The organism is Mycobacterium sp., from assembly GCF_049683935.1.
Classification (GTDB): Bacteria; Actinomycetota; Actinomycetes; order Mycobacteriales; family Mycobacteriaceae; genus Mycobacterium.
In genome coordinates this window covers 46,158-72,711 of record NZ_JBAUJR010000071.1, presented here as the reverse complement: position 1 = coordinate 72,711, position 26,554 = coordinate 46,158, and the positions used below count along the sequence as shown (strand labels likewise).

General features: G+C 65.9%; 25 protein-coding genes. 7 read left to right on the top strand and 18 right to left on the bottom strand.

Going from position 1 to position 26,554, the window contains the following annotated elements; all coding sequences use genetic code 11:
• From WA965_RS04065 to WA965_RS04025, 9 genes are all read right to left on the bottom strand, one after another.
• On the bottom strand, positions 1-2,006 hold a 2,006-nt coding region (locus tag WA965_RS04065), incomplete at its 3' end, for an NADH-quinone oxidoreductase subunit G (protein ID WP_526447109.1).
• Positions 2,003-3,319, bottom strand: a complete 1,317-nt coding sequence (gene nuoF, locus WA965_RS04060; RefSeq protein ID WP_526303156.1) for an NADH-quinone oxidoreductase subunit NuoF — start codon at positions 3,317-3,319, stop codon at positions 2,003-2,005. The genes WA965_RS04065 and nuoF, both read right to left, overlap by 4 nt.
• Entirely contained in the window at positions 3,316-4,203 is an 888-nt protein-coding gene (gene nuoE, locus WA965_RS04055) for an NADH-quinone oxidoreductase subunit NuoE (RefSeq protein ID WP_526303155.1), read from the bottom strand. The genes nuoF and nuoE overlap by 4 nt, the downstream gene beginning before the upstream one ends.
• A gap of 28 nt (positions 4,204-4,231) precedes the next feature.
• On the bottom strand, positions 4,232-5,560 hold the full coding sequence (nuoD, locus tag WA965_RS04050; RefSeq protein ID WP_526303154.1) for an NADH dehydrogenase (quinone) subunit D: 1,329 nt from the start codon (positions 5,558-5,560) through the stop codon (positions 4,232-4,234).
• Positions 5,560-6,186, bottom strand: a complete 627-nt coding sequence (locus WA965_RS04045) for an NADH-quinone oxidoreductase subunit C (protein WP_526303159.1) — start codon at positions 6,184-6,186, stop codon at positions 5,560-5,562. The genes nuoD and WA965_RS04045 overlap by 1 nt, the downstream gene beginning before the upstream one ends.
• Positions 6,187-6,239: 53 nt before the next feature.
• Complete coding sequence (locus tag WA965_RS04040) at positions 6,240-6,794, bottom strand: NADH-quinone oxidoreductase subunit B (protein ID WP_526303158.1); 555 nt, start codon at positions 6,792-6,794, stop codon at positions 6,240-6,242.
• The gene (locus tag WA965_RS04035) at positions 6,785-7,159 is read right to left on the bottom strand and encodes an NADH-quinone oxidoreductase subunit A (RefSeq protein ID WP_178360724.1); all 375 of its coding nucleotides are present in this window, start codon (positions 7,157-7,159) and stop codon (positions 6,785-6,787) included. Before WA965_RS04035 ends, WA965_RS04040 begins: the two co-directional genes overlap by 10 nt.
• Before the next feature lie 165 nt (positions 7,160-7,324).
• Positions 7,325-7,744, bottom strand: a complete 420-nt coding sequence (locus WA965_RS04030; RefSeq protein ID WP_526303153.1) for an Rv3143 family two-component system response regulator — start codon at positions 7,742-7,744, stop codon at positions 7,325-7,327.
• A gap of 66 nt (positions 7,745-7,810) precedes the next feature.
• Positions 7,811-8,212: a nuclear transport factor 2 family protein gene (locus tag WA965_RS04025; protein WP_526303152.1), complete on the bottom strand. Its 402-nt coding sequence runs from the start codon at positions 8,210-8,212 to the stop codon at positions 7,811-7,813.
• Positions 8,213-8,254: 42 nt separating this feature from the next.
• Here WA965_RS04025 and WA965_RS04020 point away from each other — a divergent pair, with 42 nt between their 5' ends.
• The 5 genes from WA965_RS04020 to WA965_RS04000 all read left to right on the top strand — a co-directional run bounded on the left by WA965_RS04020 (position 8,255) and on the right by WA965_RS04000 (position 13,656).
• Positions 8,255-8,884, top strand: a complete 630-nt coding sequence (locus WA965_RS04020; RefSeq protein WP_526303151.1) for a class I SAM-dependent methyltransferase — start codon at positions 8,255-8,257, stop codon at positions 8,882-8,884.
• Positions 8,885-8,963: 79 nt separating this feature from the next.
• A complete protein-coding gene (locus WA965_RS04015; RefSeq protein WP_526447107.1) occupies positions 8,964-11,567 on the top strand; it encodes a helix-turn-helix transcriptional regulator in 2,604 nt (867 codons plus the stop codon).
• Complete coding sequence (locus WA965_RS04010; RefSeq protein ID WP_526302969.1) at positions 11,568-12,680, top strand: hypothetical protein; 1,113 nt, start codon at positions 11,568-11,570, stop codon at positions 12,678-12,680.
• Complete coding sequence (locus WA965_RS04005; RefSeq protein ID WP_526302970.1) at positions 12,665-13,033, top strand: hypothetical protein; 369 nt, start codon at positions 12,665-12,667, stop codon at positions 13,031-13,033. Before WA965_RS04010 ends, WA965_RS04005 begins: the two co-directional genes overlap by 16 nt.
• 23 nt (positions 13,034-13,056) lie before the next feature.
• A complete protein-coding gene (locus WA965_RS04000) occupies positions 13,057-13,656 on the top strand; it encodes a hypothetical protein (protein WP_526447105.1) in 600 nt (199 codons plus the stop codon).
• Here WA965_RS04000 and WA965_RS03995 read toward each other — a convergent pair.
• Positions 13,640-15,352 (bottom strand): GMC oxidoreductase, encoded by a 1,713-nt coding sequence (locus WA965_RS03995; RefSeq protein WP_526302972.1) that lies wholly within the window; start codon positions 15,350-15,352, stop codon positions 13,640-13,642. The two genes, WA965_RS04000 and WA965_RS03995, sit on opposite strands and share 17 nt — an antisense overlap.
• Before the next feature lie 242 nt (positions 15,353-15,594).
• Between WA965_RS03995 and WA965_RS03990 the strand changes: the two genes are divergently transcribed.
• Positions 15,595-18,534 (top strand): ATP-binding protein, encoded by a 2,940-nt coding sequence (locus WA965_RS03990; RefSeq protein WP_526302973.1) that lies wholly within the window; start codon positions 15,595-15,597, stop codon positions 18,532-18,534.
• Between the two features lies 1 nt (position 18,535).
• On the top strand, positions 18,536-18,847 hold the full coding sequence (locus WA965_RS03985) for a hypothetical protein (RefSeq protein ID WP_526302974.1): 312 nt from the start codon (positions 18,536-18,538) through the stop codon (positions 18,845-18,847).
• A gap of 18 nt (positions 18,848-18,865) precedes the next feature.
• On the opposite strand, the gene WA965_RS03980 is transcribed toward WA965_RS03985, so the two are convergent.
• From WA965_RS03980 to WA965_RS03945, 8 genes are read right to left on the bottom strand one after another with little or no spacing between them, the layout of a single operon-like run.
• The gene (locus tag WA965_RS03980; RefSeq protein ID WP_526302975.1) at positions 18,866-19,204 is read right to left on the bottom strand and encodes a DUF6285 domain-containing protein; all 339 of its coding nucleotides are present in this window, start codon (positions 19,202-19,204) and stop codon (positions 18,866-18,868) included.
• The gene (locus WA965_RS03975) at positions 19,201-20,169 is read right to left on the bottom strand and encodes a phosphotransferase family protein (RefSeq protein ID WP_526302976.1); all 969 of its coding nucleotides are present in this window, start codon (positions 20,167-20,169) and stop codon (positions 19,201-19,203) included. Before WA965_RS03975 ends, WA965_RS03980 begins: the two co-directional genes overlap by 4 nt.
• Positions 20,166-21,404, bottom strand: a complete 1,239-nt coding sequence (locus WA965_RS03970) for an acyl-CoA dehydrogenase family protein (protein WP_526302977.1) — start codon at positions 21,402-21,404, stop codon at positions 20,166-20,168. The genes WA965_RS03975 and WA965_RS03970 overlap by 4 nt, the downstream gene beginning before the upstream one ends.
• A 36-nt stretch (positions 21,405-21,440) precedes the next feature.
• Positions 21,441-22,061: a TetR/AcrR family transcriptional regulator gene (locus WA965_RS03965; RefSeq protein WP_526302978.1), complete on the bottom strand. Its 621-nt coding sequence runs from the start codon at positions 22,059-22,061 to the stop codon at positions 21,441-21,443.
• Positions 22,062-22,066: 5 nt separating this feature from the next.
• Positions 22,067-22,972, bottom strand: coding sequence for a hydroxymethylglutaryl-CoA lyase (locus WA965_RS03960; protein ID WP_526302979.1), 906 nt, complete (start codon positions 22,970-22,972; stop codon positions 22,067-22,069).
• Positions 22,969-24,177: a CaiB/BaiF CoA transferase family protein gene (locus tag WA965_RS03955; RefSeq protein ID WP_526302980.1), complete on the bottom strand. Its 1,209-nt coding sequence runs from the start codon at positions 24,175-24,177 to the stop codon at positions 22,969-22,971. The genes WA965_RS03960 and WA965_RS03955 overlap by 4 nt, the downstream gene beginning before the upstream one ends.
• Entirely contained in the window at positions 24,174-25,367 is a 1,194-nt protein-coding gene (locus tag WA965_RS03950) for an alpha/beta hydrolase family protein (protein WP_526302981.1), read from the bottom strand. Before WA965_RS03950 ends, WA965_RS03955 begins: the two co-directional genes overlap by 4 nt.
• On the bottom strand, positions 25,368-26,471 hold the full coding sequence (locus WA965_RS03945; RefSeq protein ID WP_526302982.1) for a homogentisate 1,2-dioxygenase: 1,104 nt from the start codon (positions 26,469-26,471) through the stop codon (positions 25,368-25,370). It abuts the gene before it with no gap.
• Positions 26,472-26,554 lie beyond the last annotated feature (83 nt).

The following is a 26,554-nucleotide window of genomic DNA, read 5'->3' as shown; positions in this document are numbered from 1 at the left end:
AGTCGGGCCTGCTCCTCGGCGGCCGCCGCGGCAGTCCGCAGGCCGAGATCGACGCCGATCTCGTCGGCCAGGAAGTTCAACACCCGCAGATCGGGGACGGCGTTGGTGTGCAGGGAGGGTTCGAAGGGCCGGATTCGTCCCTCCCAGTTGACGAACGAGCCCGCCTTCTCCACCACCGGCGCGACCGGGAACACCACGTCTGCTCGCTCGGTGACCGCGCTTTCGCGCAGTTCCAGGCTCACGACGAACGGTGCGGCATCAACCGCGGCGATGGCGGCGTCAGGGTCCGGAAGGTCATCGAGTTCGACACCGCCGATCAGCAGGGCACCCAACTCGCCGTCGCGCGCCGCGCGCAGGATCGCGGTCGCGTCGCGGCCGGGGCCGGTGGGCAGTTCGTCGACGTTCCAGGCGGCGGCCATCTGCCGACGCGCCGTCGCATCCGTCACCGCGCGCCCGCCGGGCAACAGGTTCGGCAATGCGCCGGCCTCCAGGGCGCCGCGCTCTCCGGCGCGCCGCGGAACCCACGCCAGCCGGGCACCGGTGGTAACAGCCAATCGTGCTGCGGCCGACAGCGCCCCGGGTGAGGCCGCCAGTCGTTCGCCCACCAGGATCACCGACCCCGGCAGGTTCAGCAGTTCGTTGCGGGCCAGGTCGTCCAATGCGGCCGCCTCGCTCCCGGGTCCCGACCTGATCAACGCACCCGACAGCTTGGTCAGGCCGCGGCTCGCGAACGGTGCGATCGACATCACCTGCAGGGCGTGCTTGCGTACCGCCTTGCGCAGGCGCAGGAAGACGATCGGTGCCTCCTCCTCGGGTTCCAGACCGGCGAGCAGCACCACCGACGCGTTCTCCAGGTCCGAGTAGGTGACGGTCATCGGCTGACCGGCGACCGAGGCGGCGAGGAAATCGGCCTCCTCGGCGCTGTGCTGGCGGGCGCGGAAGTCGATGTCGTTGGTGTTCAACACGATTCGTGCGAATTTGGAGTAGGCGTAGGCATCTTCGGCGGTGACGCGGCCGCCGACGAGTACGCCGGCGTTGCCGTTGGCTGCGGCAAGCCCGGCCCCGGCCACGCCGAGAGCTTCCGACCAGGAGGCCGGACGCATCGAGCCGTCGGGGTCACGCACCAGCGGGGTGGTGATCCGGTCCCCGACGGTCGCGTAGGTGAAGGCCCACCGCCCCTTGTCGCAATTCCATTCCTCGTTGACCTCGGGGTCGTCACCGGCCAGGCGGCGCAACACTTTTCCGCGCCGATGATCGGTGCGTTGGGCGCAGCCCGAGGCGCAGTGCTCGCAGACACTCGGACTCGACACCAGATCGAACGGCCGCGCCCGGAACCGGTAGGCCGCACCGGTCAGCGCTCCCACCGGGCAGATCTGCACGGTGTTGCCCGAGAAATACGACTGGAACGGTTCCCCGGGGGCGATTCCGACCTGTTGTTGCGCACCACGTTCCAGCAGTTCGATGAACGGGTCACCGGCGATCTGATCGGAGAACCGGGTACAGCGGGCGCACAGCACGCAGCGTTCCCGGTCCAGCAGAACCTGTGACGACACGTTGATCGGCTTCGGGAAGGTTCGCTTCACATCGTCGAAGCGAGTCTCCGGACGGCCGTTGGACATCGCCTGGTTCTGCAGCGGGCATTCACCGCCCTTGTCGCAGACCGGGCAATCCAGCGGATGGTTGATGAGCAGTAGTTCCATCACCCCGTGTTGCGCCTTGTCGGCGGACTCCGAGGTGTGCTGGGTCCGCACCACCATGTCCGGGGTGCAGGTGATGGTGCAGGACGCCATCGGCTTGCGCTGTCCCTCGACCTCGACCAGGCACTGCCGGCACGCGCCTACCGGGTCCAAGAGTGGGTGATCGCAGAAGCGCGGGATCTGCACGCCCATCAACTCGGCGGCCCGGATCACCAGGGTGCCCTTCGGCACGCTGATCTGCGTCCCGTCGATCGTCAGCGACACCATCTCGACGGGCGGGGCGTCGTGGCTGTGCTCGGCCAGTGTCATGCGCCCACCCTTTCCGGTGCAGCGAGCATGGACGCGTGCGGGTCGAACGGGCATCCCCCGTCCAGGTGCGCCTCGTACTCGTCGCGGAAGAACTTGATGGACGAGATGATCGGACTCGCCGCTCCATCACCCAAGGCGCAGAACGACTTTCCGAAGATCGAGTCCGAGATGTCGAGTAGCTTGTCGATATCCGCCGGTGTGCCCGTGCCGGTCTCCAGGCGCTGGTAGATCTGCGCCAGCCAGTACGTCCCCTCGCGACACGGGGTGCACTTGCCGCACGACTCGTGGGCGTAGAACTGGGTCCAGCGCCGCACCGCCCGCACCACACAGGTGGTCTCGTCGAAGATCTGCAACGCCTTGGTGCCGAGCATCGATCCGACACCGGCCATACCTTCGTAATCCAGTGGCACGTCGAGGTCGTCGGCGGTCAGCAGCGGTGTCGACGATCCGCCCGGTGTCCAGAACTTCAGCGTATGGCCGGCGCGGACACCGCCTGCGTAGTCGAGCAGTTCGCGCAGCGTGATGCCCAGCGGCGCCTCGTACTGCCCGGGTGTGGTGACATGCCCGGACAGCGAGTACAGCGTGAAGCCGGGGGACTTCTCCGAGCCCATCGAGCGGAACCAGTCGATGCCGTTGAGCAGGATGGGCGGCACGCTGGCGATCGACTCCACATTGTTGACCACTGTCGGACACGCATACAGGCCCGCCACTGCCGGGAACGGCGGTCGCAGCCGCGGTTGACCCCGCCTGCCTTCCAGTGAATCGAGCAGCGCCGTCTCCTCCCCGCAGATGTAGGCGCCCGCACCGGCGTGCACGATCAGCTCCAGATCGAATCCCGAGCCGTGGATGTCGGTGCCCAGGTGCCCCGCGGCGTAGGCCTCCGCGACCGCGGCCTGCAGACGCCGCAACACCGGGACGACCTCGCCGCGCAGATAGATGAACGCGTGGTGTGCCCGGATCGCGTAGGCGGCGATGATGGCACCCTCGACCAGGAAGTGCGGCGTCGTCAGCATCAACGGAATGTCCTTGCACGTGCCGGGTTCCGACTCGTCGGCGTTGATCACCAGGTAGTGCGGCTTGGCCGCCGCGCCCTCATCACCCTGCGGGATGAACGACCACTTGGTCCCCGTCGGGAAACCCGCGCCGCCGCGGCCGCGCAGACCGGAGTCCTTGACGGTGGCGATCACGTCGTCGGGACTCATCGCCAAGGCCCGCTCCAGCGCCTGGTAACCGCCGTGGCGGCGGTAGGTGTCCAGCGACCACGGTTCGGGGTCGTCCCAGAACCGGCTGAGCACGGGAGTCAATGGCGTCATTCGGAATCCGTTGCCTTCGGGTCGGTCTCGGGTGTCGAGGACTCGGCCGGGATGGTCGCCGAGGGCCCCGGCGCGGGTTCGTCCTTCACGGATTCGGCGGCTTCGGCCTTCTCTCCGTCGGAGGGGCGCCCGTTGTGCGAAGCAGTGCTGGTCGACGCCACCGAATCAGGTTGCGGTGCAGACATGTCGCGCTCGTGGGCGATCCGAAGGCCGGCGAGAGTCGCTGCGCCGGTGGGGGCGTCGGCATCGGGACCGTCGTCGTTCTGCAGCCCGGCAAGTGTTCTCGCGGTCTCCCGGAACGTGCACAGCGATGCACTTCGCGAGGGTGTCGGTGGGTGGCCGGAGCGCAACGCGTCCACGAGGTCACAGGCCGACGAGGTCGTCTGGTTGTCGAAGAACTCCCAGTTGACCATCAGCACCGGCGCATAGTCGCAGGCGGCGTTGCATTCGACATGCTCGAGGGTGATGCGGCCGTCTGCGGTGGTGTGCCCAGCGTCGACACCGAGGTGCTCCTGCAGCGTGTCGAGAATGGCGTCACCCCCCATGATGGCGCACAGGGTGTTGGTGCACACGCCGACGAGATACTCGCCCGTGGGGGTACGACGGTACATCGAGTAGAACGTCGCGACCGCGGTGACCTCTGCTGGAGTCAGGCCCAACTGCGCTGCGCAGAAAGCGATTCCCGCAGGGGTCAGGTATCCATCCTCGGACTGCGTCAGGTGCAGCAACGGCAGCAGCGCCGAGCGCGACTGCGGGTAGCGCGCGACGATCACCGCCGCGTCGGCGGCCAGCCGGGACTCGACGTCGGCAGGATAGGCGGCGGGCCCGTGGATCGGGGGACCGGGCTCGTCGGGGCGCTGCCCGAGTTCGAGAAACACGCTCACCTGTGCACTCTTCTCTTCGCGCAAGCGCTCATCGATCCACCCCGCCCATCACCGGGTCGATCGACGCCACCGCAGAGATCGCGTCGGCGACCATGCCGCCTTCGCACATCGCCGCCACCGCCTGCAGATTGGTGAACGACGGGTCCCGGTAGTGCACGCGGTAGGGACGGGTGCCGCCATCGGAGACCATGTGCACGCCCAGCTCGCCGCGTGGTGATTCGACGGCGACGTAGACCTGGCCGGCGGGCACCCGGATGCCCTCGGTCACCAACTTGAAGTGATGGATCAAGCCCTCCATCGAGTGCCCCATGATCTTGGCGATGTGCTCGGGCGAGTTGCCCAGACCGTCGGGTCCGAGCTTCAGATCAGCGGGCCACGCGATCTTCTTGTCCTGGACCATCACCGGTTGACCCTCGAGTCGCTCGAGCCGCTCGACACACTGCTCGACGATCTTGAGCGATTCACGCATCTCCTTCACCCGGATCAGGTACCGACCGTAGGCGTCGCAGCCGTCATCGGTGATGACGTCGAAGTCGTATGTCTGGTAGCCGCAATAGGGTTGGGCCTTGCGCAGGTCGTGCGGCAGGCCCGTCGAACGCAGCACCGGTCCGGTGATACCCAGTGCCATGCACCCTGTCAGGTCCAGGTACCCGATGCCCTGGGTGCGGGCCTTCCAGATGTAGTTCTCGTTGAGCAGATCCTCCAGATCACAGAACCGCGTGGGTAGCAGTTCCAACAGATCCCGGACCTGACTGATCCCGTCGTCGGGAAGGTCGACGGCGACGCCGCCGGGTCGGATGTATGCGTGGTTCATCCGAAGCCCGGTGATGGACTCGAACACCGAGAGAATGAGTTCGCGCTCGCGGAAGCCGAGGAACATCGCCGTCATCGCACCGAGTTCCATACCGCCGGTGGCGAGTGCGACCAGGTGACTCGAGATCCGGTTGAGCTCCATCAGCATCACCCGGATCACCGAGGCCCGTTCGGGGATCGCATCGGTGACGCCCAGCAACTTCTCCACTCCGAGGCAGTAGGCCGTTTCGTTGAAAAACGGTGAGAGATAATCCATCCGGGTCACGAAGGTGACGCCCTGCGTCCAGTTGCGGAACTCCAGGTTCTTCTCGATGCCGGTGTGCAGGTAGCCGATCCCGCACCGTGCTTCGACGATGGTCTCGCCCTCGATCTCGAGGATGAGGCGTAGCACCCCGTGTGTCGACGGGTGCTGCGGCCCCATGTTGACGACGATGCGCTCGCCGGCGTGCTCCCTGGCGTTCTGCCTCGCCGCGGTGACGACCTCGTCCCAGTCCTGGCCGCCGACGACCACCACCCGGTCGGGTGGACGTTGTGAGGTGGCCATCAGTTGTAGGCCCTCCGCTCGTCGGGCGGGGGTATCTCGGCACCGTGGTACTCGACCGGAATCCCGCCGAGTGGATAGTCCTTGCGTTGCGGGTGACCGACCCAGTCGTCGGGCATCTCGATCCGGGTCAACGACGGATGGCCGTCGAAGATGATTCCGAAGAAGTCGTAGGTCTCGCGCTCGTGCCAGTCGGTGGTGGGATACACCCGGAACAGGGACGGGATGTGGGGGTCGGCATCCGGCGCCGCCACCTCGACGCGGATACGACGGTTGTGGGTGATCGACATCAGTGGATAGACCGCGTGCAGTTCGCGGCCGATTTCGTCGGGGTAGTGCACGCCGCTGACGCCGAGGCACAGTTCGAAGCGCAGTCCCGGGTCGTCGCGCAGCGCCTGTGCCACCGCGGGTAGCGCTTCGCGGGTGACCTCCAGGGTCAGCTCCTCGCGGTGCACCACCACACGTTCGATCGCTGCCGCGAACGCGTCTTCGCCTATCACGGCGGACAGCGTGTCGACGACCTCGTCGAAGAACCCGCCGTAGGGCCGCGGCGACCCGCCCGGCAGCGCCACGGTGCGCACGAGCCGGCCGTAGCCCGAGGTGTCGCCGCTGCCCTTCGCACCGAACATGCCGCGGCGGACACCGATCACCTCAGGTGACTCGTCGTCATTTCGGGACTCACTCACCTCAGCAAGCCTTTCAATTCGATCGTCGGCTGCACCGCCAACGCCGCCTTCTCGGCCTCCCGGATCGCTTCCTCGCGGTTGACCCCGAGTGGCATCTCCTGAATCTTGTCGTGCAGTTTCAAGATCGCGTGCAGAAGCATCTCCGGTCGAGGCGGACACCCGGGCAGGTAGATGTCGACCGGTACCACGTGATCGACGCCCTGCACGACGGCGTAATTGTTGAACATCCCGCCCGACGACGCGCAGACCCCCATCGCCAGAACCCACTTCGGTTCAGCCATCTGGTCATAGATCTGACGCAGCACCGGCGCCATCTTCTGGCTCACGCGTCCTGCGACGATCATCAGATCGGCTTGGCGCGGCGTCGCGGAGAACCGCTCCATGCCGAAGCGGGAAATGTCGAAGCGGGGGCCGGCGGTGGCCATCATCTCGATCGCGCAGCAGGCCAGGCCGAAGGTGGCAGGCCACAGCGACCCTTTACGTACGTAGCCCGCAACCATCTCCACCGTCGACAGCAGAATCCCACCGGGCAGTTTTTCTTCTAGTCCCACACCAAGCCTCCCCGCCGCCATTCATAGGCGTACGCCACAGAAACGTTGAACAAGAACAGGCCCACCGCGATGACGCCGAAGGCGCCCAGGCTGTCGAAAGCCACGGCCCACGGGTAGAGGAAGACGATCTCGATGTCGAACACGATGAACAACATCGCCGTCAGGTAGTACTTGATCGGGAATCGCTGCCCGGTGGCGGCCGCGGCGGGATCGGACGCGTCCATCGGTTCGATCCCGCACTCGTAGGCCTCCAGCTTGGCGAAGTTGTAGCGCCTGGGTCCGATCAGCAGGGCGATCCCGACCGAACCGACGGCGAACACAGCGGCGATCGCGCCAAGCACCAGGATCGGTGTGTACAAATTCATGCTGAGCAGGCGCTCCTCGGGGCTGTCGATGTGAGCTAGCACACAGCCTAGCCCGCTTTTGGATGCAAGCCACACATTTTGATTAGTATCGCTACTAGCGTCGTGCGGCGATCCCGTTGTGCCCTAAAAACCCAAGTGGCACAGCACTTTTGGCGATTCCAGCTGTCAGGCGGGGGTGCGCAGCAACGACACGACCGCGTCGCCCAGGCGAATCGGGTCGATCGGGTGCGGAACCGCCGCTTCGGCGCGAGACCACCGGGCCAGCCATGCGTCATCGGGACGTCCGGTCAGCACCAGTACCGGGGGGCAGTGCTTGATCTCGTCCTTGAGCTGCTTGGCGATGCCCATTCCGCCTACCGGGCTGGCCTCGCCGTCGAGGATGACCAGATCGAATCCGCCCGCATCCATCTGCTTGATCACCATCGCGGCGGTGGCAACCTCGAGGTAGCTGAGCTCCGGTAGTTCGGGGTGGACGCGCTTGCCCAGCGCGAGCTGCACCTGCTCCCGGGTTCTCGGATTATCGCTGTAGACCAGGATCCGCAGCGGCCCGGACGTGCGCGATGACGCCGGCAAGGGCACAGCCATGGGCGCGATGGTAGCCCGACGGGAATGTCGCGTCCCCGAAAACGCCTGCCTTGTCGGCAACATCCGTCATGTTCGGTCGTCGGAGAGCAGGGGAGCGATCGCCGCCGGGTCGAAGTACTCGTCGATATGGGTGATCAGGCCGTCGATGCCGATCTTGATCACGATGCAGACCCGCATCGCGATCGACGCACCGTTGCGGCCATCGGCGTGCAGGATGTGCTGCTGGACGAAGCCGCCGTTGAACACCTGGCGGTCGAGAATCTCGTACCGCCGGCCCACGGTGGTGTTGACGAACCACCCGATGATGCGAACCGATCGCTCCCGGCCGCTGGGTCTGTCGTCACCGCTCTTCCACACCGCTACCGCGGGGCTGAACAGCTGCTCCACGGTGGTGATATCGCTGCGTTCGATGGCGTCGAACAGTCGCTCGGCCACGTCGGTGACAGTCCGCGTTCCGGTTTCGGACATCCTGTTGACCTCAACTTCAGTTCAGGTTGAACACTGGGCTTCATGGACCAAACGCCAACGATCTCCCGATTCGACGACTTCTACAAGAACCAGATCCCGCCCTGGGTGATCGGCGAGCCGCAGCCGACCATCGTCGAGCTGGAACGCCGCGGACTCATCACCGGTCGGGTGCTCGATGTCGGCTGCGGCACCGGCGAGCACACGATCCTGTTGGCAGGATCGGGATACGACGTGCTCGGTGTCGACGGTGCCCCGACAGCCGTCGAGCAGGCCCGCCGCAATGCCGCCGAGCGCAGCGTCGACGCGCGGTTCGAGGTTGCCGATGCGCTGGACCTGCACGATGTGCCCGGCTACGACACGATCGTCGACAGCGCGCTCTTCCATGTCTTCGACGACGGTGACCGTGCGAAGTACGTGCGCAGCCTGCACACCGCCACTCGACCCGGAGCGGTTGTGCATGTGCTCGCCTTGTCCGACGCCGGCCGCGGATTCGGACCCGAGGTCAGCGAGGAGACCATCCGTGAGGCGTTCGGCACCGGCTGGGACATCGAAGAGTTGACCACGACGACCTACCGCGGGCTCGTCACCGACGTACACGCCGAGGCGCTGAAGCTGGCTGTCGGAACCCGGGTGGACGAACCCGCGTGGCTGGCGCGGATTCGCCGAATCTGAAATCAGACGGCGTTTTCGCTGTTTGAGCCCGCCCCCGGACGATCCGGCAGTTAGCATTCGGGCGAGGGGGGTGCGCGGTATGACCGTGGGTCGGGGCCTGGTGCGTCAGCAGGTGGAATCGGCGATCGGTGGCGCGAGTCTGTCGGCTGTGCTCGTCGGGGCTCCGGGCGTCGGAAAGACGTCGATGGCGCGCAAGCTGTTCAAGGAATTCGCCAGGAAGCATCCCCAATTCGCGGCGCAGTGGATTTCGGCGACCGCATCGGCGAAAGGCATTCCGTTCGGAGCCTTCAGCCATCTGATCGCGGTGGCCGGCGCCGACGAACCGGCCACCGTGCTCCGGGCCGCCCGGGAAGCCCTACGGGCCGGGGCCGCGCGTGGCCTCATCCTCGTGGTCGACGATGCACATCAACTCGACACGCTGTCGGCGACGCTGGTGCATCAGCTTGCCGTCAACGGCGAAGCGCACATGCTGCTGACTGTTCGCGAGGGCGAGTCGGTCCCCGACGCTGTCACCGCGCTCTGGAAGGACGACATCCTCGCGCGCCATGACATCTTCCCGTTCGACTACGACGAGACCGGTTTCTTCCTGGAGCAGACGCTGGGCGGCGTGGTCGAGGATGTCAGCACCACAAGGGTGTTCGATGTCAGCCAGGGTAATCCGCTCTACCTGCGGCACCTCGTGGAGTCCGCGCTCAACACCGGCTCGCTGCGACAGGTGGAGGGAGTGTGGCAGCTTCGCGGCGAGATGCCACTGACCCCGCAGCTCTCCACCCTGATCGACCAGCACCTGGTCACGCTGCCGTCGCCGGTGCGCACAGTCCTGGAGTTCCTCGCCATCGAGGAACCATTGGCGGTGTCCGACCTAGCGGAGCTCACCGGCCTCGACGCGGTTGATCAGGCCGAGACGACCGGGGTCGTCGCGGTCAGTGATCAAGCCGGAACCCTGGTCGTCCATCCTTTTCACCCGCTCTACACTGAACGCGTCCGATCGGGGTTGGGCCGCCTCGCGGCTCGCCGGCTCCGAACCCAACTGGTGCAACAACTCTCGGCCCGCGCACCGGAAAGCATCAGCGCACGGCTGCGGCTGGCCGGACTGGCAATCGACACCGACGATCCGCCGCGGGCCGACGAACTGACCGGTCTGGCGTGGGAGGCGATGCGGTTGGGTGACCTCGCACTCGGGGAGCGGTTGGCGCGTGGCGCGCTGGACCAGACCGGCGCGCTGTCGGCTCGACTGCCGCTCGCCCACGCACTGTCCTGGCAGGGCCGTGGCCGCGACGCCGACGACGTGCTGTCCCCGGTCGACCCGGACACGCTGTCGCAATGGGACTTGATGGCCTGGACTTTGCCCAAGGCCGCCAACCGATTCTGGATGCTCTCCGAATCCGCTGAGGCCGTGGTCTATCTGTCGCAGATGCGGGCGCGAATCACCGAGCGCGCCGCGCTGCACACGATTGATGCCCTGGCAGCGACGTTTTCGTTCAACTCCGGCGATCTGGTACAGGCTGTCCGCGTCGCCGACGGTGTGCTCGACGCCGACGATGCCCAAGATCTCGCAGTGGCCTGGGCTTCTGCGGCGGCGACACTGTCCAGCGCGCGTCTGGGCCGGTTTGCCGACGTCGAACCGATCGCACAGCGTGGTCTGAACGCGACGCACCCCGGGTTGCTGCGGTTCACGATGGGGCTGGGCCAAGCGCTGGCGCTCATCATGGCCGGCGATGTGCCCGCTGCCGAACGCCTGGCACGGCATTATCTGAGTTTCTCGGAGTTCCAGCAGCCGGGGCGCGCGATTGGTGAAGTGCTTTTGGGTCACACACTTTTGGCGTCGGGTTCCTACAACGACGCGGTGATCCTGCTACGCCAGGCGGCGGCAGCGCTCACCTCGACCGGTTACAGCTGGGGCCCGCTGGCGCTGATTGGACTCGCGCAGGCCCTCGGTCAGCAGGGTCGCGCGGCCGATGCCGCCAGCACGCTGCAGCGCGCCGAGGCCAGCCACGGCCTGCGCTCGCAGGTGTATGCGCCCGACCTCGCGCTGGCTCGGGCGTGGACACTGGCTGCGGCCCGCGACCTCCGCGGTGCGGTCGGTGCCGTCCGGGATGCCGCTCATGCCGCCGAGCAGTCGGGTCAGGACGCGATCCTGCTGCGGGTACTGCATGACGGCGCGCGATTGGGCGACGTTCAGGGACTGGCGGCAGCCCGTCGGGTGAACGCCAAGATCGATTGTGCTGCAGGATATCTGTGTGTCGCGCACACCGCAGCGCTGGCCAGTGGCGACGGTGCCGGCTTGAATGACGTGTCGGTGGACCTCGAGGCGGCGGGGATGATCGCCGTCGCTGCCGACGCCGCCGCGCAGGCCGCGGCCGCCCACCAGGCAAGTGGTGACCGCGCAGGGGAGATCGCCGCGAAGTCGCGCGCGAGTCAACTGTCCCAACGGTGCGGCAACCCGACGACGCCGGCACTGGAACGTGTCCTCAACCCGATGCCGTTGACCGGACGTGAGCGCGAGGTGGCGGTGATGGTGTCGCAGGGCATGACCAACAAGGCCATCGCGGACCGACTGTGTGTCTCGGTGCGAACCGTGGAAGGCCATGTGTACAAGGCATGTATGAAACTCGGCGTCCCCGATCGGGCGGCGATGGCGACAACCGTGGGCGCTGTTGATACACGTGAAGGGGTTTTGTGAATGGGGATGTTCTCGATATCGCCGTTGCTGACCGAGTCCGACATCTCGCTGCGGAACCCGGACGGTGCCGCACTGCCGAAGATGGAGACCGTCTGGTTCAAGGCGAAGGACGGATTTCAACTCAACTTCCAGCATCTCGGTCCGGACCCGGAAGCTGAGCGTGACATGGGCGCGGTGATGTTCGTCCACGGGTCCGGCACCCGAGCGAACCTCTTCTGCCCTCCGAGTACGATCACGCTTCCGGCGATGCTGTCAGCGGCGGGTTTCGACGTCTGGCTTCTCAACTGGCGTGCCAGCATCGATCTCGAACCGACGCAGTACACGTTCGACGACGCCGCGGTGCATGATTTCCCGGCAGCGGTAGCCGAGATCCTCAGGCTCACAACGTCAGAGTCCGCCAAGAAGAACAACGCAGTCAAAGCTGTTGTGCACTGTCAGGGCTCCCACGCCTTCATGATGTCCATCGCGTCCGGCCTGCTGCGCGAAGTCACGACGGTGGTGGCCAACTCGACCGCGATGCACCCGAAGGTTCGGTGGTCCGCCGGGGTCAAGCTGCCTATTGCGCTGGCGACACTGGGCAGGATGACGAGCTGGTTCAATCCGCAATTCGGGCTGTACGCATCGAGTTTCAGCGCCAAACTGTTGGATTTCCTCGTTCGGACATTCCATCACGAATGCAATAACCCGGTGTGTAAGCACTCGAGTTTCACCTACGGCGTGGGCTTTCCGACTCTGTGGAGCCATCAGAACCTCGACGACGTGACCCACGACTGGATCAAGGGGGAGTTCGCGCATGTACCGGTGAGCTTGTTCCGGCAGACTCGCAGATGCCTCAAGGCAAAGCAGTTGGTCGCGGTGCGCGGATACGACGATATCCCCGTGAATTTTGCCCACGAGCCGAAGACCGACGCGCGGTTCCTGTTTGTCTGCGGGGCCGACAACAAGACATTCCATCCGCAAGGGATGGAGCGATCCTTCCGGGTCTTCAAGGCCAAGACCACTGGACCTCATGATCTTTGGGAGCCCGAGGGATATGGCCACCTCGACACCTTCCTGGGGGAGTATTCAGCCGTCAACATCTTCCCCCGAATGATCGATTGGCTGAGTGGCTGACGATGACAAAACTTGTGCTGGTCAGCCATATGGGTCTGCTCTTTGTTCTGTCCGCCCTGCTGTTTCCCAGCCTGGCAATACATCTCGGTTCCGGACCGGGCGTCGTGGCTCCGAATGTTGGCTATCTGGCGGTAGTGGCGGCCGTGCTCGCCGGGGTCCTGGCGATCACCGAAGTGTTTTCGGGTTTGCGGTGGCCGGCGGTCGCTGCACTGGTGGCCGCAGTGGTGGGTTGGATTGCGGTGTGTGGAAGTACTGAGGTGCCGTTGGTCAGTGTGTGCGCCTGGGGGGTTGCATGGGGGGCAACGGTGGTCTGGTTCGCAGTATTGGCCGCGCAGGCTCGGAGTAATCGGTGACGGGGTTACGTTTCCGGGAGACGATGACGGGGCGCATCGCACTGCGTGCGCTGGACCCGGTGGACGGTTATGAGCGTGTCGACGGATTTGCCACCGCGATGCATCTGACCATTGATATCCCGAACGTCGCCGCCTTCATCGCAGGCAGTTCGCGCGAAGCGGACATGCGTGCTGATGTCGTGATCCCCGTGCTTGGTGGACGATTCGTCACCGAAAACGGCAAATTCGTATTGTTTGAGTCGGGCCAGGGGCCAAACGGCACAACAGTGCAACAGATGCTCTACACCGCGGACCTGATCAACGATGACCGTCAATTCAAAATGACGGCACGCAAGGTGCTCGAACCGAGGGGAGGGCGCATCTGGCGGGTCTGGGGTGACACCACGCGGCTTCGTGTGACGCTCGTCGACGTCACACCGGACGATGACAAGCAGCGGCCGCGGCGTGCAGCGGGCGTCATCTCGATCACCCTGTGGGAGTTCGTCCGTCAGATGACGAGGATGCGTGGCTACGGCGACGGAGGATTGTTCACTCGCTGGCGCGCCGTCGGTGCCTACGTCGCCTTCTTCGTAAGGGGCCTGTGGCGGATCTATGTGCGCAAAGAACTCATTCAGAACGAATGAACGGCTCTGGGGTGGAGGGCGTTCCGAGGCCTTCTTTGAGGAGCTCGCAGGCAGCACGGCGTGCGAAGGCGGCAATGGTCAGCGAGGGGTTGGCGCCGATCGGTCCCGGCATCACCGAGCCGTCGGCGATCCACAGTCCGGGCACCGAGTGGACTCGGCCGTAGCTGTCGACGACACCCTTGTCGGCCGTCGTGTCGGCGGGGCAGCCACCCAGCGGGTGAACGGTGATGACGCGATTCAGGATCCATCGGGGCTTGAGCAGGAAGCGCGTTGTGAGTCGCTGGGAGAGTGACTCCATGCGCTGCCGCACTTCATTGAAGTGAGATTGGGATTTGTCGATCGTCCAGTCACACTCCAAGGTGGAGTTTGACTTGTCCAATGTCAATTGGCCACTAGGCGTATCGGCGCCCATGCCCAGAATCGGCAGCGGCCAGTGCCATCGCGGCCAACCGGAGCGCTCCTGCGTAGCGGTTGTAATGCCCCGAGGAGGCCTCCGAATGCGCTCGACCCACTCTCGGCCCAGCGCGACGATTAGATCGCGGGCCTCTTTCCAAGTCAGTTTCCAACTTCTCAAATTTGGTGCCCCACCGTCTTGTAACAGAATTCGTTGGCCACCTTCCTCGTTCTGATGGTAGGTGGTGATGACCGGACCCCCGCTGGGAGTCAGACCCCGGGAACAGAATTTAGGTAGGGCGAACCCGAGAAGGTCGCCATTGCCGCAGAATCGCTTGCCGATCGGTTCGTCGCATGAAATGTTGAGGTTCCCCCTGTTGCTCAACATGAGGAGCGTGGTGTTGAGGGTTCCTGCAGCCAGGACAACACGTTTGGCCCTAATCCATTGCAGCGGAGGATCGGGCTGGTCCTGTGCGACGGGCTCGTCTCGGTGGACGATATAGCCGACGTGGAACAGGTGGCCCTTTCCGTCATTGCAGCTATGGATCTCGCGCACCTCGGTCTGGACGCAGATCTCCGCGCCGTCGTCGGCGGCCTTCGACAGGTAGGTATGGTCCATGGTGTTCTTGGCGCCGACGTTGCACCCGAAATCGCACTCACCGCACATCTGGCACGTGGTGCGCTGCACGTCTCCGTGGATGTTTGCATAATCTTCCGCCGGGAGCGGGACGCCGAACTGCGGGTTGCCTTCTGTGGCGGAAAAGCGCACCGCCAACGGAGCCAGCTGGGCATCCGGCAGTGCTTCGAGAAACCGCGTGGTTTTGGGTGAGCATGTTCTCAACTCGTCCGGTAGCTCCTCCACCTTGAGGAAATCCCTCACCTGTTGGTAGTACTTTGCGAGTTCCCCGTGTCGGAATGACCAGCATTCGGTGCCTGATCCGTCGGGGTTCGGTTGAGTGAACCAAGCCTCGGGCTTCTCCAACATGACATTGGCGTAGATGAGCGAGCCGCCACCGAGCCCGCTCGCTGTGATCGCGTCAATTCCGGTGAACGACCACATCTGGAACATCCCGTTCCGGTAGGGCGGATCCCAGAAGCTGGCGTTGAGGCCGTTCCATGTTCTGGGAAAAGACCCCGGCGGATACGCTTTGCCACGTTCAAACAGACAGACTGAAGTCTTATCGTCCACGTTTTCGGCCAGAGTAGCCGCCGCCACCGACCCGCCGAAGCCGCTGCCGATCACCAGATAGTCGACGCCCTTCTTGATCAGGCACTTCGAAGGTCCTACCTGCCACCCCACCATGTGCGTCACCATAGCCGGGCGAAGCCCGCACTACATGCAGATCAGCGAGCACTCACGCGGTCGCGAGTTGCTTGCTACTAAGTAGCGCTACGAGCATAAACACGTAGTCGACTACGCGTGACGCCACAGTCGTCGCGTTCATACGCTCCTCCTCGTCACCCAACGCGTTTGGGCAGTACCTAGGAGGCACCAGTGCACGTCGTCGAGATGGCCCGAACTTCGCTTAACGACGGATCGATCCGATGACGGTGCCGGTGATCGAGATTCCCAGCGTGCCCGACCTGCGCGCCCTTCCACAATGGAGGTACCGACGTGACCTGCCCTCATCCTTCCCGAGCAACCCTCGAACCGGCGCTTGTCTCGGGCTGCAGTTCCGCCCGTACTTCGCCGGTCCCGGATCGCCTCCACCGGTAGGCCGGCCCGTGAATGCGAAGGACGAAGCAGCAAGCGTCACCGAATTTATCGACGCGGCAGCGCGCCAACCGTCGGCGCTGCTCATCGACGGTGAGCCGGGGATCGGCAAGACGACACTGTGGCTGGCCACGCATGACGAGGCGCGGCAGGCCGGCTTCCGTGTGCTGTCCACGCGGGCGAGCGAAGCGGAGTCGCTGTTGGACTTTGTCGGGCTCGACGATCTGCTCGGTGATGTCGAACCCGAGGTGCTCGACTGTCTGCCCGCCGCGCGGCGGGAGGCGCTCGAGCAGGTCTTGATCCGCGCGGGTGGCCCGAGTGCCGATATCGACCGTCGTTCGGTCGCCGCGGCTTTCATGTCGATCATCGAGGAACTGGCGGTGCGCACGCCGGTGCTGCTGGCGGTTGACGATGTGCAGTGGATCGATGCGGCGACGCGTGACGTGTTGGCGTATGCGCTGCGGCGGGTGCGAGGTCGGATCGGGATCGTCGTGACCGAGCGGACTGTTCCGGACCGTTCCGGTGCGGCGTCCTGGCTGGATCTGGGACGGTCCGAGAGCGTGACGCGCCTGACGATCGCGCCGATGCCGCTCGGTCGGCTCCACCGCCTCATGTCGAGTCGGACCGGCCGGTCGTTCCCCCGCTCCACGATGGCGCGAATCGCTGAGATCTCGGGTGGAAACCCCTACTACGCATTGGAACTCGCCCACGCACTGGACACCGCGGACTCGGCCTGGGGATCCGCGCTCCCGTCGACCCTGACCGACGTCATGGGTCTGCGTGTGGGCCAGCTCGACGAGGAAGTCCACGAGGTGCTGCTTGCCGCGGCCTGCGTCACCCACCCGACGCTGGACCTGCTCGCGGCGATCCTGCGGCGGCCGGTCCGGCGGATCGTGACGCTGCTCGAGGTCCCGGAGAATCGTGGCATCGTCGTCATCGACGGCGGCCAGCTACACTTCTCCCACCCCCTGCTCGCCCATGTCGTCTACAGCCAGGCACGCCCGGCGGACCGACGACGCATCCACCGGACCGTCGCCGGTATCGAGCCGGTGCTCGAACGTCAGGCCCGGCACATGGCTCTGGCGGCGACGACAGGTGACCCCGAAACCCTTCTTGCACTTGACTCAGCGGCAGATGCCGCGCGTGCGAAGGCCTCGCCGGCAGTTGTCGCGGAGTTGCTCGAACTCGCCATCGGCCTCGGAGGCGGCACCGCGACACGTCGGGTGAACGCCGCACACAGCCACCTCCTCTCCGGTGACGTGGATCGCGCGCTCGCACTGTTGGAGCCCGCCGCATCCGAACTCCCCGAAGGACCGCTACGCGCCCGCGCCCGGGTGTTGCTGGGCGGCGCCCTCTCCGTCCGCGGCGACTTCCGCCGCGCCATCGAACAACTCCACGCCGCCGTCGTCGATGCCGCCGACGATCCGGCGCTGACGGTGCGAACCCACCTCACCTTGGCGATCACGTTGTCGACCGCCGGGGACGCCGAAGGTGCCGCTCGCCATGCGCAACTGGCCCGGACACGTGCAGACGAGTTCGCCGACCGGATGTTGATCAGCCAGGCGCTGGCTGCGCAGGTGCTGTTCCGTTGTGCCAACGGGCAGGGTGTGGACGAGGTGTCCCTACAGCGGGCGATCGATCTGGAGCAGCGCCACGACACCGGCGTGCACACCGCGGCACCTTTCAGCGCGCACATCGTCAAGGCGCTCGTCTCGTCGTGGACCGGCAGGTTGACGGAGGCCCGTGGGCAATTCATCGACGCCCAGAGATACTGCGCTGCCAGGGGTTCCGATGTCGACATGCTCTGGGTCCAATCCCACGCGGCCATGGTCGACATCTGGCTGGGGCGGCACCGAGACGCCACGCAGGTCACCGACGACATGCTGCTCGGTGCCGAGCAACTGGACAGCATTCCAGCCCGCGCCCTGGCGGCGGTACCGCGGGGGCTGATCGCCGCGCTGGAGGGTCGCGAGGCCGACGCCCGGGCCGAGATCGGACTGGTCTTGGAGCACTCGGATCAACTTGGGGAGACGACGCTGCTCGACGGACCACGAATGGTGCTGGGCTTTCTCGAGCTCTCGCTGGGACAGCACGCTGCGGCGGTCGAAGTACTCCATCCGCTGCTGGCCCGCGGCGGCGTCGACGGACACACCGAGATCGCGTCGTGGTGGTTCCTGCCGGACCTGATGGAGGCGGCGTTCGCACTGGGCCGCACCGACGAGTTCGAGCCGTGGGTCGACGCACTCGAGGACAACGGTGCCCGCCTGAACCGCCCGTGGATGATCGCGATCGGTGCCCGGTGCCGAACCATGCTGCTGGCGGCGCGCGGTGAGATCCATGCCGCCGAAGAAGCCGCCGCCCGGTCGCTCGAGGCACACGACGCGCTGCCGATGCCCTTCGAGCGCGCCCGCACCCAATTGGTCGTCGGCCAGTTGCAGCGCCGCCTGCGGCAGAAGCACGCCGCCCGTGTCACTCTCGCCGACGCTCTCGCAACGTTCGAAGGTCTCGGGGCATCACTGTGGGCTGACCGGGCCCGCGCCGAACTCGAGCGCGCCGCCGCCGGCCCGTCGCAGCACATCCTCACCCCGTCCGAGTTACGCGTCGCCGAGTTGGTCGCGTCCGGAATGACGAACAGGGACGTCGCAGCTGCGATGTACATCAGCCCGAAAACGGTGGAACACAACCTCGGTCGCATCTATCGCAAGCTCGGCATCCGCGGTCGCGCCGAACTGGGGCGACAGATCGACACCCTGCGCGAGGTGTCGGGCTGAGATGGGATACTTCCTCGCCGAATGGCACCGGTCCGCATTCACCGACCCCGCGATCACCAAGTTCGTCGCGTTGCTGGAGTCCTGCAGCGCTGCGGTCGCGACCACGGAGTTCTCAGCCCGGCTGCTTCTGGTGCTCTCCGTGTCGGCCGACGACGCGGTGTATGCACTCTTCACTGCCGGATCCGCCGAAGAGGTACTGCGGGTATGCACTCGCGCCGGTGCGCTTCCACAGCGATTGACCCCGGATGTTGATGCGCGGATTCTTGCCGGTGCGGTGCCCTACGGACCAGGGTCTGCGGCCTCGTCGAACTGAGTCACCGGTGCGCGTTCGTCAAACTTCTTCGTAGCCGGGGTGGGCGATCGACAACCGGTGACGGACCAGAGCCGTCAAACACGCCATCACGTCCTCAGGGCGATCATCCAGCAGGCCACTGCGGATCGCGTGGGACAGTTCGGCCTCGTCGGCGTATCCGAGATCGTTCAGCGCGGCAACCGCCGCGTCGGCCGTGTCGTCGAGCAGTTCGCGTTCGACGATACGCAGGACGTTGGCGGCGACGCGGGCGTGGAACCCCACCTGACCGCTACACGCCGCGCGGACGTCGTTGTCGAGGAACTCGGCGACGGCCGCTACGAGTTCGGCCGCCGTGGGGCGCCCGTTCAAGGCTGTCATCTCGGTCCGCCTCCCGACATCAGATCGAGTACGTCCCATTCGGTTTCGCTGACCCGGCGACCGATCGCCGCGAGTTCCACCGACCGGGCCTCGCCGGAGAGGTGCCGCTCGGCCTGGTGCCGGCAGATGACCCCCCACCGCAACGTCGCCACCGTCAACCACCAGCGGAAGGCGCCGCGGTCGACGGCCGTCCCCGAAGCGACTTCGTACGCGCGCAGGAATGCCTCGACGCTGCCGATCCCGCCCGCACCGAGTGTCTGCGGCGCGCCGAACCGCCACGCCCGGATGCAGAACCATGCCAAGTCCTCGTAGACCTCGCCGAGGTGTGTCAGCTCCCAGTCGAGGACCGCCGCGAGGCCGGAGTCGTCGACGATCAGGTTCCCCATCCGGAAGTCGCCGTGCACCAGCCGCATCGGCGACGCTGCGGGGCGCTGCTCCGCCAAGCGGCGAAACGCCCATTCGAAAGGGGCTGTGGTGTCACCCATCTCATCGAGGCGGGCGCGCCAACCGGCCAGCTCATCCGACGATGTCAACCCGATGCCGTCCGGATCGGCATGGTGGATGGCCGCGAGCGCTGCGGCGCACTGCTCGAGCAGTCGTGCCCGACCCGCGTCGTCGAGCCTGCGGAGGATCCGGGGTGCGATCGTCTCGCCGGCGACGGCGTCACAGATCAGATACGGGTTGCCCAGGGCGGCCGGGGAGTTGTCGGCGGTCAGCACATGGGGGACCGGTGCACCCGCGGCAGCAGCACGCCGCTGCACCGACGCCTCCAACTCCATACCGGCGTGCAGGTCGTCGTCGGCACCGGTGCGAAGGATCAGGGCGCGACGTGTGTCCGCCACCGCGTCGAACGCCCAGGTGATCCTGCTCGCTCCGCCGGTGAGCGGCTGCAGGTTCTCGACGCTCACTTCTCCCACAATCGGGTGGAGCACCCGTTCCAGCGCCCTGGCCAGTGTGTCGGTCACTTGTGGCCGAACCCGAAGAGCCGCTGCGCGACCCGGCGGATCTGGATCTCCTCGGCGCCCTCGGTGATCCGGTAGCGGCGGTGGTGCCGGTAGATGTGCTCGAACGGTTCGTGTCTGCTGTAGCCCACGCCGCCGAACACCTGCATCGCACGGTCGGCGGCCTCACACACCAGGCGGTTGGCGCGGTAGTTGGCCATCGACACCTTGTCGGAGACCTCCATGTGGTGATTGCGGTCGAGCTCGGACGCCGCATAGCGCACCAGCAGCCGAACCATCTGCGCCTCGGTCTGAAGCTCCACTAACGGCCACTGCACCGCCTGATTGACCGCCAGCGGCTTGCCGAACACCGAGCGCTCCTTCGCGTACCCGACGGCGCGGTCGATGCAGTACTGGGCCGCGCCGAGACTGCTGGCTGCCTGTCGAATCCTGTTCTCGTGCAGAAACGTCTGCCCGACCTCGAGGCCGCGGTCCACCTCGCCGAGCGCCGCGTCGGCAGGCACCCGCACATCTTGCAGCAGAACCTCGCCGTGATCGGTGGGCATGTTGAACGTCCACCAGTAGTACGGGACGGAGAACCCCGGGGTATCGGTCGGCACCAGGAACGCGCTGATGCCTCTGGCCTGACCCTGGTCGCCCGAGGTTCGTGCGAACACCAGGTCATGGGTCGCCCGGTGCACGCCGGTGTTGAATCGTTTGGCGCCGTTGATGACCCATTCGTCGCCGTCCTGAACAGCGCGGGTCTCCAGCCAGGTGGCGTCCGATCCGTGATTGGGCTCGGTGAGCCCGAACGCCATCGACCGTTCCCCGGTGATCAGGGCTTCGGTCCATTCCTTCTTCTGGGTCTCGGTGCCGAACCGGTCCATCATGATCACCTGGGGGAAGTTGCCCACGATCGAGGACTCGTCCTGCAGGTCGTTGTGCAGACCGAGTCCCTTATGCGCCAGATGTTCTCGGATGACCGCCATGTCGATGTTGCTGCCGTCGCGGCCGCCGAACCGTGACGGCAGCCCGTAGCGCAGCCAACCCCCCTTGTCGGCTCGTCTTCGCATCTCGCCGAGCAGATCCTCCCACTCCCGTCGCGGGATGCCGTCGTTGTCCCAGTCGGTGCGGGCATACTCGCGGCGCTGGTCGAAGTACTGGATGTGTTCGCGCTCGAGCGGTTTGATCTCCGCCTCGATGAACGCATCCATGTCGGCCAGCAGCCCGGGAAGATGGTCAGGCAGGCTGAAATCCACAATTTCTCCTTTGGACGGTCCCCGTTGACAGTCGTGCTAAAACCCGTACAGCGTTCTCTTCCAGATACGCGCCAGTGTGGTGACCGCGTCCTCGTCGTTGATGTCGAGTCCCAGATCGGGCGTACCGACGAAGACTGTGGTGAAGTTCTCGAACAGCAGCGCAATCGCGGCGGCGGTGTACTCGGGATTCAGGTCAGCGCCATATCCCTGCTCCTGGGCGCGGCGCACCGAGGCGGCGACGATGTCGATGCCGAAGCGGCGGAACTCGTTCTGCACCTGTGCGAAGCGCGGCTGGGTGGTCGCCAGCTGTGCCACAGCGATCATGATTCCGATGTTCTGCTTGAACATCGTCCAATAGCCGGAGACCACCGCGGTGAAGAAGGCGTCGTCGTCGGGGGAGTCGGGCAGCTGCAGGCTCAGCCCCGACGGCGTCACGACCTCCCGCAGGAACGACTGGGCCAGCGCCGCCAGCAGATCCTCCTTGTCGGTGAAGTACCGGTAGAACGCGGCGGGTGACTTGCCCGCGGCGGAAGTGATGTCACCAAGCGTGGTGCCGTGGAAACCGTGCTCGGCGAACAGTTTCCGAGCCGCCTGCTCGATGGCCAGCTGTGTCTGACGCCCCTTGGCGCTCAACGTTCCCGACGTCGGGGGCGGCACGGCCGCTAGCCCAGCTTCCGGTCGCCGGCCCGCAGCAGCGCACTGGGCAGGTCATGGCCGACCGCGTCCTGCGCGACGCGTGCGGCGGCGATGGCGGCCTGCAAGTCCACATCGACGTGAATTCCGCTGTCGCGCAGCAGGTAGACCAGATCTTCGATGGCGATGTTGCCACTCGCGCCGGGGGCGAACGGGCAGCCGCCGAGGCCACCGACCGAAGCGTCGAGGCGGGTGACGCCGGCGCTGACGGCCGCGTAGGCACTGGCCAATCCGCTACCGCGGGTGTTGTGGAAGTGTGCACCGAGCGGGATGTCACCGATCCTCGGCCGGACCAGGGCGATCAGGTCGCGCACCCGCCGTGGCGTGGCGGTTCCGATGGTGTCGGCGATGGCGAGTCGGTCCACCCCGGCTTCGGTGCCGGCGGCGACGACGTCCAGCACCCGCTGCGGATCCGTCGGACCGTCGAACGGGCAGTCCCATGCGGTGGCGACGATGACCTCGACAGTGACGTCGCTGTCGTGGGCGATCGCGACGATCTCCCGGATCTGTGCCGTCGCCTCGTCCGATGTCCGACCCACGTTGGCGCGGCTGTGTCCGTCGGCTGCCGACACCACGTATTCGATCGACCTCAGTCCGGCGGCGATCGCGCGCTTGGCCCCGTTGGGACTGGCCACGAGCGCGGAGAACTCGATGTCGCCGAAGTGGTGCAACTCAGCGGCAAGCTCGGCCGCATCGGCCAGCGCGGGCACCTTCGACGGCGACACGAAGGCTGTCGCCTCCATCTCCCGCACCCCCGTCGCGGCGATGGCGGCGAGCAGATCGAGTTTGGCCGACAACGGAATCGGGTCCTCGATCTGCAGCCCGTCACGCAGGGACACATCCCTGATGTCGACGTGGGCAGGTGGTTCGCTCACAGCACGCCCTCCGATCGCAGTGTCTCGATTTCGGCGTGGCTCTTACCGAGCAGGCCGTGATAGATCTCGTCGTTGTGCTGACCGGGGCTGGCCGACCCGGCGTGCCGGATGGTTCCCGGGGTCTCGGAGAGGACCGGCACCACTCCGGGCCCCTTGACGTTGCGTCCGATGCGCTCGTCCCAGTGGTCGGCGATCATGCCGCGGGCCTGTAGCTGCGGATCCTCGACCACCTCGGCGACGGTGTTGATAGGACCGCTGATCACCCCTGCCCCCGAGAGGGTGGCGATGATGTCGGCAGGGTGGCGCTCCGCGGCCCAGGAACCGATGATCGTGTCGAGCTCGTCCTGGTTACGACCCCGCGCAACATGATTGGCGAATCTCTCGTCGGTCGAGAGTTCAGGTTGGCCCATGGCCCCGCACAACCTGCGGAAGACGGTGTCCTGGTTGGCGGCGATCACCACCCAGCTGCCGTCCGCGGTCGGATAGATGTTCGACGGCGCGATACCTTCCAGCCGGGTGCCGGAGGGCCCGCGGACCACCCCGCCGACGTCGTAGTCGGGAATCGTGGATTCCTGTACCGCCAAGCATGATTCGGTCAGTGCCGCGTCGACAATCTGGCCCTCGCCGGAAACCGAGCGGCGGTACAGCGCGGCCAACGCGCCCTGGGCGGCGAACATCCCGGCCAGGCTGTCACCCAACGACAGCGCCAGTCGCGGGGGAGGGCCGCCGGGAAACCCGTTCATGTGGCGAAGGCCGCTGGCGGCTTCGGCGACCGAGGCATAGCCGGCTTTGTGGGCGTCCGGCCCGGTCTGTCCGTACCCGGACACCCGCACCAGGATGATGCCGCGGTTGCGGTTGTGCAGTGCGTCGTAGCCCAGGCCCCACTTCTCCAGAGTGCCGGGCCGGAAGTTCTCGACGATGACGTCGCTGTGGTCGACGAGTTCGAGGAAGAGGTCTCGTCCCTTCTCCTCACGCAGGTTGAGGGTGACGGACTTCTTGTTGCGCGCGTGCACCGTCCAGAAGAAGTGGTGTCCGTCGAGTTCGGCCTGCCCCCAGGTGCGCAGCGGATCCGGCGCGCCAGGGGGCTCGATCTTGATGACTTCCGCGCCCATGTCGCCGAGCAGTCGACCGGCGAACGGCCCCGAGATCAGCGTTCCGACCTCGATGACCCGGATCCCGTCGAGGGGCCCCGTCGATGTGGTCACCGGGCTACCGCGAAATCGTGACGTACCAGCCAGTCGGTGGCGATGCCGACAGCCTCGCGCAGTTTGTCGCGCTGATCAGGCCCGGCGTAGTAGTGGTTGGCGCCGGTGATCTCGTGCATCTCCTTGTCGGGGTGTCCGATCGCCTCGAAGATCCGACGGGTGTGACTCGGTGTGCAGGCATCGTCTGCGAGGTTACCGATCACCAACGCCGGCACTGCGATATCAGGTCCGCACGTCACGGCGTCGCCGCGGGCGTCGTCGTAGCTCCACTGCGACAGCCAACTGCGCAGTGTGCAGAACCGCGCCAGGCCCACCGGACTCATGTTCACCACCTGAGGATCACCCAGATAGCAGGTTCCCGGTGTGCGTTCGTTGGGATCGACGGTCGGGTCGAGCCATCGTGGGTCCGCCATCGTGCCGTGCACGACGAACGCGAACTCGTCATCGGGTCGTCCCTGTGCCTCGAGTTCGGCGAGTTTGGCCTTGACCCACGCCGTGATCCGGCGGTTCCGCGCCACCTGCGCCTGGTGATAACGCTCGAGGAATTCCGGCGTATACGGCGGTTGGTTGGGGTTGGCGGGGTTGTAGAGATCGAGTTCGGGATCCCGTCGGGTGGGGTCACTCTCATCGAGGATGGAGGCGTCCATCCACTCGGTCATGGTGCCGTGCCTGCTGATGTGCGCGGCGAGCAGCATGATGCCGTCGGCCGGGATCAGCCCGAGCTTCGTCAGATCGGGACCATCGCCGGATGGGCTGGCCGTCACCGTCGGATGCTGCGCCTGCTGCTGGTAGAACATCGACAGCGACCCGCCGCCACTCCAGCCGGCGAGCACCACCTTTGCGTAGCCGAGTCGATTCTTGGCGTCCTTGATGCACTCGCCGAGGTCCTCGACGACCTTCTCCATCAACAGCGCCGAGTCGGTGCCCCGGAACCGGCTGTTGCAGTAGATGACGTGGTGCCCGGCGCGGGCCAGGGCGTTGATCATCGGCAGGTAGGCACCACCACCGATGGGATGCATGAACACCAGCACGGTGTCCGACGGCACGGCCGGTTTGAGCAGATAGCTCTCCAGCACCACCAGCTCGGCGACACCGCCGTACACATCGCGGACGTCTGAGTTGTTCTGGTAGGCAACCAGATACGGGATGCGCTGGTAGTCGTGCTTGACGGAGGTCGCGGCGGTCCCCATCTAGTGCTGCCCGAGGTCGTTCGCCAGCACCACGGCCGACGGAACCAGTCGCCGCCGGGTGTCGATCGCGATCACCCGCCAGTCCACGGACTGGAAATCGTCGAACTTGCGCCGAGCCCTCTCCCGGGCCTTCTCCGGTGCCCCGTGATGAACCCCCTGCGGCGCATGCGAGATCAGCCCGGGCGGCATCGGGATGCCGTAGAGCGAGCCGCCGTGGAAGAACGCGATCTCGTCGAAGTCCACGTTGCGGTGATACCACGGGGTGCGTTCGGTGCCCGCCACCCCTTCGGCCGGCTTGGGCAGGAAGTTCATCACGTACACGCCGGTGGCCTGCATGAACAGGTGCACTGTCGGCGGGAGGTGGACGCTGTCGGAGGTCACCACGTTGTAGTCGTCGATGTTGAAGGTGAACGCGAAGTTGTCGCCGCGCCAGCCCTCGACGTCGAGCGGATGGTGTTGGTAGAAAAGCGAAGTGGTGCCGGCTCCGTCGATCGGCGAGTGAACCAGCCGAACCTCGTATTCGTCCCGGCCGTCGTCGTCGAAGGGTTGGGGATCGGGGATGACCGCTTGGGAAGGGTCGAAGGGGAAATGACGGCCGAGTTGGCCGGGCGGCGGCACCCTGAAGTCGTCGGTGGCCTGGATCATCAGCCAGGTGCACTGATCGTCGGGGACGTGGCGCCACGTGCACGCCTTCGGCAGGTAGATCCAGTCACCCTTGCGGTAGCGCAGTGGTCCGAACTCGGTCTCGATGAGACCGTCGCCCTCGTGCACGAAGCACAGCAGGTCGCCGTCGATGTGGCGCGCGAAGTACGGCATCGGTTCAGCGCGCCGGGACAGCAGCACCTCGCAGTCGGCATTGGAGAACATCAGCAGGGGACCGCCGTCGGCATCGGTGGCGTCCCCGGGCTTGAGTTCGCTCGACAACACGTCGACGGGCCGCAATGGCCCCACCGAGCGGTATGCCGTCGGATCGTGGCGGCGATACAGGTTGGCCGTGCGACCGACGAATCCGCCGCGGCCGAGTTCGTCGTCCTTGAGGCCGTCGAGGTCGGCGTGCAGGCGACGGGGTGTTGTGCCTTTGCGTAAGTGGACAAACGATTCCATGGGAGCTCCTGTGACGACCAAAAGTGAAACTGACGTTACTTTTATCTTTGGTGCGAGTCAACGCTCAGCCCGGGTACGCCATC